General features: G+C 72.6%; 7 protein-coding genes and 1 pseudogene. 2 read left to right on the top strand and 6 right to left on the bottom strand.

What is annotated here, in order from left to right:
• Positions 1-313, top strand: a pseudogene (locus GA0115242_RS41015) (hypothetical protein); the annotation flags it as partial.
• Here GA0115242_RS41015 and GA0115242_RS41010 read toward each other — a convergent pair.
• Positions 280-450, bottom strand: coding sequence for a hypothetical protein (locus tag GA0115242_RS41010; RefSeq protein ID WP_176729950.1), 171 nt, complete (start codon positions 448-450; stop codon positions 280-282). The pseudogene GA0115242_RS41015 and the gene GA0115242_RS41010 sit on opposite strands and share 34 nt — an antisense overlap.
• Positions 451-543: 93 nt before the next feature.
• Here GA0115242_RS41010 and GA0115242_RS32385 point away from each other — a divergent pair, with 93 nt between their 5' ends.
• Complete coding sequence (locus GA0115242_RS32385; RefSeq protein WP_093834874.1) at positions 544-1,560, top strand: helix-turn-helix domain-containing protein; 1,017 nt, start codon at positions 544-546, stop codon at positions 1,558-1,560.
• Here the strand turns inward: GA0115242_RS32385 and GA0115242_RS32380 are convergent.
• The 5 genes from GA0115242_RS32380 to GA0115242_RS32360 form a co-directional block, all read right to left on the bottom strand.
• Entirely contained in the window at positions 1,514-2,890 is a 1,377-nt protein-coding gene (locus tag GA0115242_RS32380; RefSeq protein ID WP_093834872.1) for a bifunctional albaflavenone monooxygenase/terpene synthase, read from the bottom strand. The genes GA0115242_RS32385 and GA0115242_RS32380 overlap by 47 nt on opposite strands.
• Entirely contained in the window at positions 2,887-3,966 is a 1,080-nt protein-coding gene (cyc1, locus tag GA0115242_RS32375) for an epi-isozizaene synthase (RefSeq protein WP_093834880.1), read from the bottom strand. Before cyc1 ends, GA0115242_RS32380 begins: the two co-directional genes overlap by 4 nt.
• Positions 3,967-4,247: 281 nt before the next feature.
• The gene (def, locus tag GA0115242_RS32370) at positions 4,248-4,898 is read right to left on the bottom strand and encodes a peptide deformylase (RefSeq protein WP_093834870.1); all 651 of its coding nucleotides are present in this window, start codon (positions 4,896-4,898) and stop codon (positions 4,248-4,250) included.
• 115 nt (positions 4,899-5,013) lie between these two features.
• On the bottom strand, positions 5,014-5,994 hold the full coding sequence (locus GA0115242_RS32365) for a tetratricopeptide repeat protein (RefSeq protein WP_093834868.1): 981 nt from the start codon (positions 5,992-5,994) through the stop codon (positions 5,014-5,016).
• A 123-nt stretch (positions 5,995-6,117) separates the two neighbouring features.
• On the bottom strand, positions 6,118-7,359 hold the full coding sequence (locus tag GA0115242_RS32360) for an HD-GYP domain-containing protein (RefSeq protein WP_256089806.1): 1,242 nt from the start codon (positions 7,357-7,359) through the stop codon (positions 6,118-6,120).
• Positions 7,360-7,459 lie beyond the last annotated feature (100 nt).

Below are 7,459 nucleotides of genomic sequence, written 5' to 3'. Positions count from 1 at the left end.
CTGCGCTCCCCCGGCCGAACTCGGCGCCGGGGACGGCGGGCGCACGGTGTGCGTGGCGGTGGGCGGGACGGTCCGGGTGCGCCTGGACGGCAGCGGGGAACGGCCCTGGCGGGCGCTCGCGGTCGGCGGCGAGGGGCTGCGGGCCGCCAACAGCGGCCTGGTGATCCTGCCGGGTGACGCGACGGGCGCCTACCGGGCGGTGGCCGCCGGGACGGCGCGGCTCTCCTCGTCCCGTCCGCTCTGCCCGACCGGGGACGGCCGGGTCGGGTGCGCGGGGCTTCAGGAGTGGTCGGTCACCGTGGTGGTCCGGTAGCCGCACTGCGCCCGGCGGATCTGCCGGTCGACGCGGCGCTCGTGCACGACGCCGATCACGGACGGCAGGATCAGCAGGGCGAGGATGGCGAGAACGGTCAGCATGCCGATGAGTCCTTCGAGACGCGCGGTATCCATGGACACCACTGTCGTCCTCGACGCTCCTTACCGTCAGTGGCAGGACTGCCGTAGACCCTCGAATTACTGCCAGCCCCGGCGCATACTGTCCCCATGCTCCAGAACGTGACGGCCGTCGTCCTCGACGGCGTGAACCCCTTCGAGCTGGGGGTGGTCTGCGAGGTCTTCGGCACCGACCGCAGCGACGACGGACTGCCCGTCTACGACTTCGCGGTGGCCTCGGCCGAGGGCCCGAGGCTCACCTCCCGCGCGGGCTTCGCCCTCCACGTCGAGCACGGTCTCGACCGGCTGGAGTCGGCGGACCTGATCGCCGTACCGGCCGGCGCCCGCTACGAGAGCCGCGAGTTCCCGCCGGAGATGCTGGAGGCGCTGCGGCGCGGGGTGGCGCGCGGTGCGCGGGTGCTCAGCGTCTGCACGGGCGTCTTCGCGCTGGCCGCCGCCGGGCTGCTGGACGGCAGACGGTGCGCGGCGCACTGGCGGCACGCCGACGAGCTCGCGCGCGCCTACCCGCGCCTGACGGTCGAACCGGACGTGCTCTACGTCGACGAGGACCCGGTGATCACCTCGGCGGGCACCGCCGCGGGCATCGACGCCTGCCTGCACCTGGTGCGCAAGGAGCAGGGCCCGGAGATCGCCAACAAGATCGCCCGGCGGATGGTGGTGCCCCCGCACCGGGACGGCGGCCAGGCCCAGTACATCGAGCGGCCGCTGCCCCGCGCGCAGGGGGACACCGTCGCCGAGGTGCTGGTCTGGATGGACCGGCACCTCGACCGCGAGGTCACCGTCGAGCAGCTCGCGGCCCGCGCCCACATGGCGCCGCGCACCTTCGCCCGCCGCTTCCAGCAGGAGACCGGGACCACGCCGTACCGCTGGCTGCTGCGGCAGCGGGTGCTGCTGGCCCAGCGGCTGCTGGAGGCGACGGACGAGACGATGGACGCGATCGCGGACCGTGCCGGGTTCGGCACCGCGGCCGCGCTGCGCCATCAGTTCGTGCGCGTCCTGGGGACGACCCCGAACGCCTACCGGCGGACGTTCCGCTGCGGGCGGACCGACGCCGGGCCCGTCACCGCGGAACCGCCCGCAGCAGCAGCCGGTGCGGGCGCAGCGTGACGCCCACGTGCGGGGTGCCGTCGGAGCCGGGGGCGTGCTCGAACCGGTACCGGGCGGCCAGCGCCGCCGTGATGAGCGTCAGCTGGGCCATCGAGAAGTCGCTGCCGGGGCACTTGCGATTGCCGACGCTGAAGGGGCTCATGGCGTATTTCGGTACGTCCTTGGCCCGCTCGGGAAGCCACCGGTCGGGGTCGAACTCCAGGTGGTCGGCGTACGACTCCGGGTCCCGCTGGATCGCGTACGGGCTGTAGAGGATGTCGGCCCCGGCCGGAATGCGATAGCCACCGAGTTCTGTGTCGACCACCGCCCGCCGGGTCAATATCCACACGGCCGGGCCCAGTCGCATCCCCTCGACGACGACATTGTTGGTGTGGGTGAGCCTGCGGACGTCCGCGAATGCGACCGGTCGGCCGCCGGTGACCGTTTCGACTTCGGCGCTGACCCTGTCCGCCTGTTCCGGGTGTTCCGCGAGGGCCTGGAGGAGCCACATGATCGTGGCCGCGATGGTTTCGCCGCCCGGCGTGAGGATCGCGATGACCTGATCGTGGATCTCCTGTTCCCCGATCGGGTCGCCATTGTCGTCCTTGGCGTCCAGCAATGCCGTCAGCAAATCGTCCGGCTTTTGACCGGACGCCCGGCGCTCGGCGATGATCTCGTCCACGAGAAGATGCAAATCGGCCAGGGCCCGGTTGAATTCGCGGTTGGCCGGGAACGGCAGCCGGTACAGCGGCCCGAGCGGCACCACCATCCGGCGGTACATGCCGCGGAAGACGGTCGCGAGGGCGTCGCAGAGCCGCTCGGCGCACTGGTCCATGTACGGGCCGCGCAGCAGGCACCGGGCGGCGACCCGGACCGCGACCCGGAACGCCTCCGCGGTGCAGTCGATGGTCCCGCCCGACTGCCACCGCTCGGCCAGCGCGTGCGCCTCCTCCTCCATGACCGGGCCGTAGGCGGGGATCGCGTCGAGCCGGAACGCGGGCTGGATGGTGCGCCGTTGGCGTCGGTGCAGGGGGCCGTTGGCGGTCGCCACCCCCTCCTTGCCGAGCAGCCCCTCCAGGGACTCCCAGAGCGGTCCGGCGATGATGAAGTCGGGGCTGAGGGCGAGCGCTCCGGTGAGCCCCGGGGTGGTGGGCGCGTACACCGTCTTCGGGCCGAGCTTCAGCCGGACGACGTCGCCGTGCGGGCGCAGTTGGGCCAGGAAGGCCAGCGGGTCGCGGGCCAGGCGCAGGCCGTGGCCCAGCAGGGGGACCCGGCCGCCCGCGAGGGGCGGTTCCCGGAGTCCGGGGTCGGCGGACGTGCCGGACTCGGGCTGTGCGGACTCGACGGTCATTTGTCACCTGCCGCTTCGTTGTTGACGTACGGGGGCGTGGACCGGTCGTCCCAGCTGTCGACCATGTAGCGGCCGGACTCGTGGTGGAACCAGTAGACGGAACTGAACCAGTTCCGCATGTTCGCGACGCAGGCCCTGACGGCGGCGGCGACCTCTTTGCCGCGGACCGTCCCGTCGTCGATCTCGTCGGCGAGCCGTAAGGCTCCGCTCTCGGCACCGAGGAATTCCTGGATGCATTCCTCGACGCGCCGCCTCACTTCGACGACCGCTTCCTCCAGAGTCAGCCCCTCGTGTTTGATGAGGCTGATTCCGAGATTGTGCACCTCATCGCCCGCTATTTCCTTGGGGAGCGAGCAGAGGTCGTTGTACCAGGCGGCGAACTCCTGACTCAGCAGGGCCGCCCGCCGGAATTCCGGGTGTTTCCGCACGGAGTCCGGGAGTTCGACTCCCGCACTGGGTTCCAGAAGGTCGGTCCAGATCGCGTGCGCGAAGGTGAGCCGCCGCAGTTCGAGATATTCGTCGACGGTGGGGATGATTCCCCCGGTGCGATTGCGGAACTCCTGTCCGTAGGCGCCGATCACCGCGTGGAAGTGCCGCGCGAAGCGGTCGTTCCAGGTGCCGGGCAGGAAGGCGTACAGCCGGACCATGGCGTCGGCGAACCCCGCGATCAGGGGATCCTCGTGCTCCAGGTGGTCGCGCGGGGCGTCCAGGGCCGTGTGCAGCTGGTCTTCGAGCCGCTGCCAGGCCCCGGGCCTGCGGTGCACGATGTCCCGGTCGTGGCGGTCGTCCCAGACGAAGAACCACGCGCTGTAGTCGGCGACCGCCTGGAGGACCTCCTCGGGGGCGCCCAGGTAGTAGCCCGCCATCAGATCCGTGTAGCACAGACCGTCGGCATATTCCGCCACCTTCTCCGCGGACATGAGCCGCTTTTCCAGCAGCCAGGCCCTCGTCCTCTCCTGCAACCGAGGCCAATACGGGTGCAGTCGCCGGGGAAACGCGGCCTCGATCACCGGAAGACAGAGTGAGGGTGGCACCGCGGTCACGGTCGATGTGGTGCTGTATGGGAAAGCAGGCACGAACAAACCCCTCTCAGCCGCCAGTTGGCGTACGCCCCTCCCGCTGTACCCGGCGCACGCCGTTGCGCATCCCCGCAGTTCCCATTCAGCACTACAACTGACCGTTCTGGGAACGGATTTGCTTCCTTCACTACCCCCTGGCGCCTAGATCCTCCCCTTGTGTGACTGAATATGGATCACCGCGTGCGCACACGAGATCGAATGTGCGACCTACATACGAACGGCGCCTGGTCGGGAAGGTGAACCCGACCGGGCGCCGTGCGCGAGGGACGTGCGGGACGTCAGTCGTTGGCCACCACGGGGTAGCGCGGCTCGTTCTCGGCCATCTGCCGCAGGGCGTCCTTGCGCTCCCGCTTGGAGAGCCGGTCGATGTACAGGTAGCCGTAGAGGTGGTCGGTCTCGTGCTGGAGGCACCGGGCGAAGTAGCCGGTGCCGCGCACCTTGACCGGGTTGCCCTTCTCGTCCTGGCCGGTCACCTCGGCGTAGTCCGGGCGGGCGAGCTGCGCGTACGCGGTCGGCACCGACAGGCAGCCCTCGTTGCTGTCGTCGAGGCGGCGGCGCTCGGCGGGCAGGTCGACCGGCTTCGGGTTGCACAGCACACCGACGTGCCGGACACCCTCGTCGTCCATGCAGTCGTACACGAAGACCTTCAGGTCGACGCCGATCTGGTTGGCGGCGAGGCCCACGCCCTCGGCGGTGCGCTGGCTGGCGAACATGTCCGCGACCAGCCGCTCCAGCTCCGCGTCGAACGCGGTGACGTCCTTGCACTCCTTGTGCAGCACCGGGTTGCCGACGACCGTGATCGGCCGCGAGGTCCCCCGCTCACGCCAGGCGCTCTCGCGCTCGTCCGTGTCCTCGGTGTCGATGACGAAACCCTCGTCGTCCACGGGGAGCACGTCCATGTGCTGCTGATCGGTGTCCTGCTGGGCCATGACCGCGGTGAGCCTTCCTAGACAAACAAGGTGGTGCGTCGGGAGACGACAGGGGGGATGCGTCGGTGATACAGGGTAGACCCACCGCGGCGGGGCCCATCGGCCCCGCGGGGCCTCAGCAGACCTCTTCCAGGTCGCGCCAGTCGCGGGAGTCGGGGCTGTCGGCGACCCATCCGTCGAGCAGCCCCCGCACCAGGGACGCCGGAGCGGCCACCCCGCACTCCCGCTCCGGCACCCACAGCTGCCCGTCGGTGCGGTGCCCGAGCGGCCCGGGGTGCCCCGGCTCGCTGTGGTCGTGCGGGTCGAGGTGCTCGCCGTCGCCCTCGTCGGCCGGCATCCGCGACTCCGAGCAGGTACGGCAGAGCAGCCGCACCGAGGACGACCAGTCCTCGGCGGCGAACCCGGCGTCCGCGGCGAGCTGCTCCAGCGCGTCCCGGTCGGCCTCGGTGGCCGCCTCCAGGAGCACCACCCAGGTCGGCACGGGCGACGGCGCCCACAGCTCGATCTCGTCGAAGACCGGGTAGGCGTGCCCGGCGCCGGTGGTGCGCTCGCCGTGCGGGACGCCGTCGTGCAGGACGACCTCGCCCCAGCGGCGGCCCGAGGACGGCAGCGGGATCGACAGCACCTCGATCCGGGCGGGGTCCAGGCGCCTGCCCCAGACCACCTCGGCCTCGCCCTCCGGGGAGAGGCGGACGGCGGCGCTGCCGAGGTCCATGCCCACGGGTTCGGCGGCCTCGGTGGCACCGCCCGGCACCCGCAGCCCGTACGCCTGCCAGGCCCGCCGGGCCAGCGCCCAGTCCTGGAGGGCAGTGGCCGCGATGCCGACGTTCCACCAGTCGGGCGCGCCCGCCTCCCGGTCGAGCAGGGCGACGGCCCGCAGGCCGGCGGCCCGCGCCTGTTCCCAGTCGTGCCGGAACTTGTGCAGCAGGGCGAGGTTGAACCAGGACTCGGACAGCCAGGGTTCCAGGTCGGCGGCGCGGGTCAGCAGGGCCCCCGCGTCCTCGTAGCGGCCGTCGCCGATCAGGGTGAACGCGCGGTCCGTGGCCTGCCGCCAGGAGGCGGAGGGCCGGTGCCGTCCCTTGCCGAAGATCCTCACGATTCCCGCCTGCCAGTTCCTTGGAGTGGGCTGGCCAGTGCTGCCCCCGGACACCCTCGCCCCTTCTCATGTCTCTTTCGCATCCAACCACGTGCGGCTGGAAGGGCGCTCCTTACCCATGGGTTACCCAGCCGACGGCACGGTCAGACAGTCCCTCGACAGGACCCGGGCCAGCGCTTCCACGACCTCCGGCGCGTACTCCCCGGCGCCCGCCAGGCGCAGTTCCTCCAGCGCGGTGAGCGGCCCGCCGGGCCCCGCGTCCCGCACCTTCTCCTCATAGGCGTTGACGGCCCGCACGATCCGGGCGGCGGCGGGCTGCTCCCGGCAGGGGTCGGCCTGCCGCTCGACGACGACGGCGACCGCCGCGTCCACCCCGGTCTGCCGGACGACGGCCCCGCCCAGGAGCGCGATCCGGCGCTGCTCGGCGGCGGGCAGCCCGGAGGTGGCCCCGGCCGGGACCGGGTCGACGAGGCTGAGCTGGCCGATGTCGTGCATCAGGGCCGCGTACTCCAGGACCAGCAGCTCCGCCCGGGTCAGGCCCAGGTCCCGGCCGACGGCCCGGCTCAGCTCGGCGACCCGGCGGGCGTGCCCGGCCGGGGTGTACCCGGCGATCTCGGGGGCGCGGGCCAGGGAGGCGATCGTCTGCCGGTAGGTGGCGCGGACGGCCGCGTACCGGCGGAAGGACAGCTGGGTCAGCAGCAGCGGCAGCGAGAACACGGGCAGCGCCCACAGCCCCACGACGGCGACCGCGAGCGCCATCACCGCGCCGGTGGCGCAGACCGCGGAGCCGATGCCGAGCAGGGCGCGCAGTTCGTCGCGGAGCAGCGGTCCGAACGGCCAGCCGGTGCGGGAGCGGGCGAGGGCGGCGGAGAGCACGGCGTCGCAGAGGGCGGTGAGGGCGAGCAGCGCGAGCAGCAGCAGCGGGTAGCCGGGCCCGCCGCCCCAGGCGCCGAACAGGTCCTCGTTGTAGAGGGGTTGGAAGCAGACGGCGGTGAACGCGACGGTCAGGATGCGGCGCGCGAGGTGGTCGAGGACGGGCCCGTGGCCGCGCGCGAGGTGCGGGACGCTGCCCAGCAGCGAGGCGGCGAGCACGACGGCGACGACCTGGAGGACACCGTGCTGGGTGGGCCGTCCGGCGTCGGCCCCGAGCAGGGCGTAGGAGAGCGCGCCCGCCGCTCCGAGGGGCGCGGCCTCGCGGACCCGGGAGCCGGTCCAGCGGCTGAGTTCGCCGAGGGCGACGAGCGCGCCGAAGGCGAGCGCGGTGGGCCGCTCGTCGAGCCCGGTCCAGAGGATCACCCCGAGCGACCCGGCGGCGAGCAGGGCGGCGCTGCCGTGGATGACCAGGATCGGCCGGGGCGTCAGCACGCGGCCCCCGTCCGAGGTGCGGTGCCCGCGCCGCCGCGCGCCGGTGCGCGCCCCGCGGGACGGGGTCCCGGGCGGCCGGGTCCGCACGGTGCGGCGGGCG

The organism is Streptomyces sp. SolWspMP-5a-2, assembly GCF_900091845.1.
GTDB lineage: Bacteria > Actinomycetota > Actinomycetes > Streptomycetales > Streptomycetaceae > Streptomyces > Streptomyces doudnae.
The sequence above is the reverse complement of the archived record's forward strand: the minus strand, read 5'-3'. Positions and strand labels throughout refer to the sequence as shown.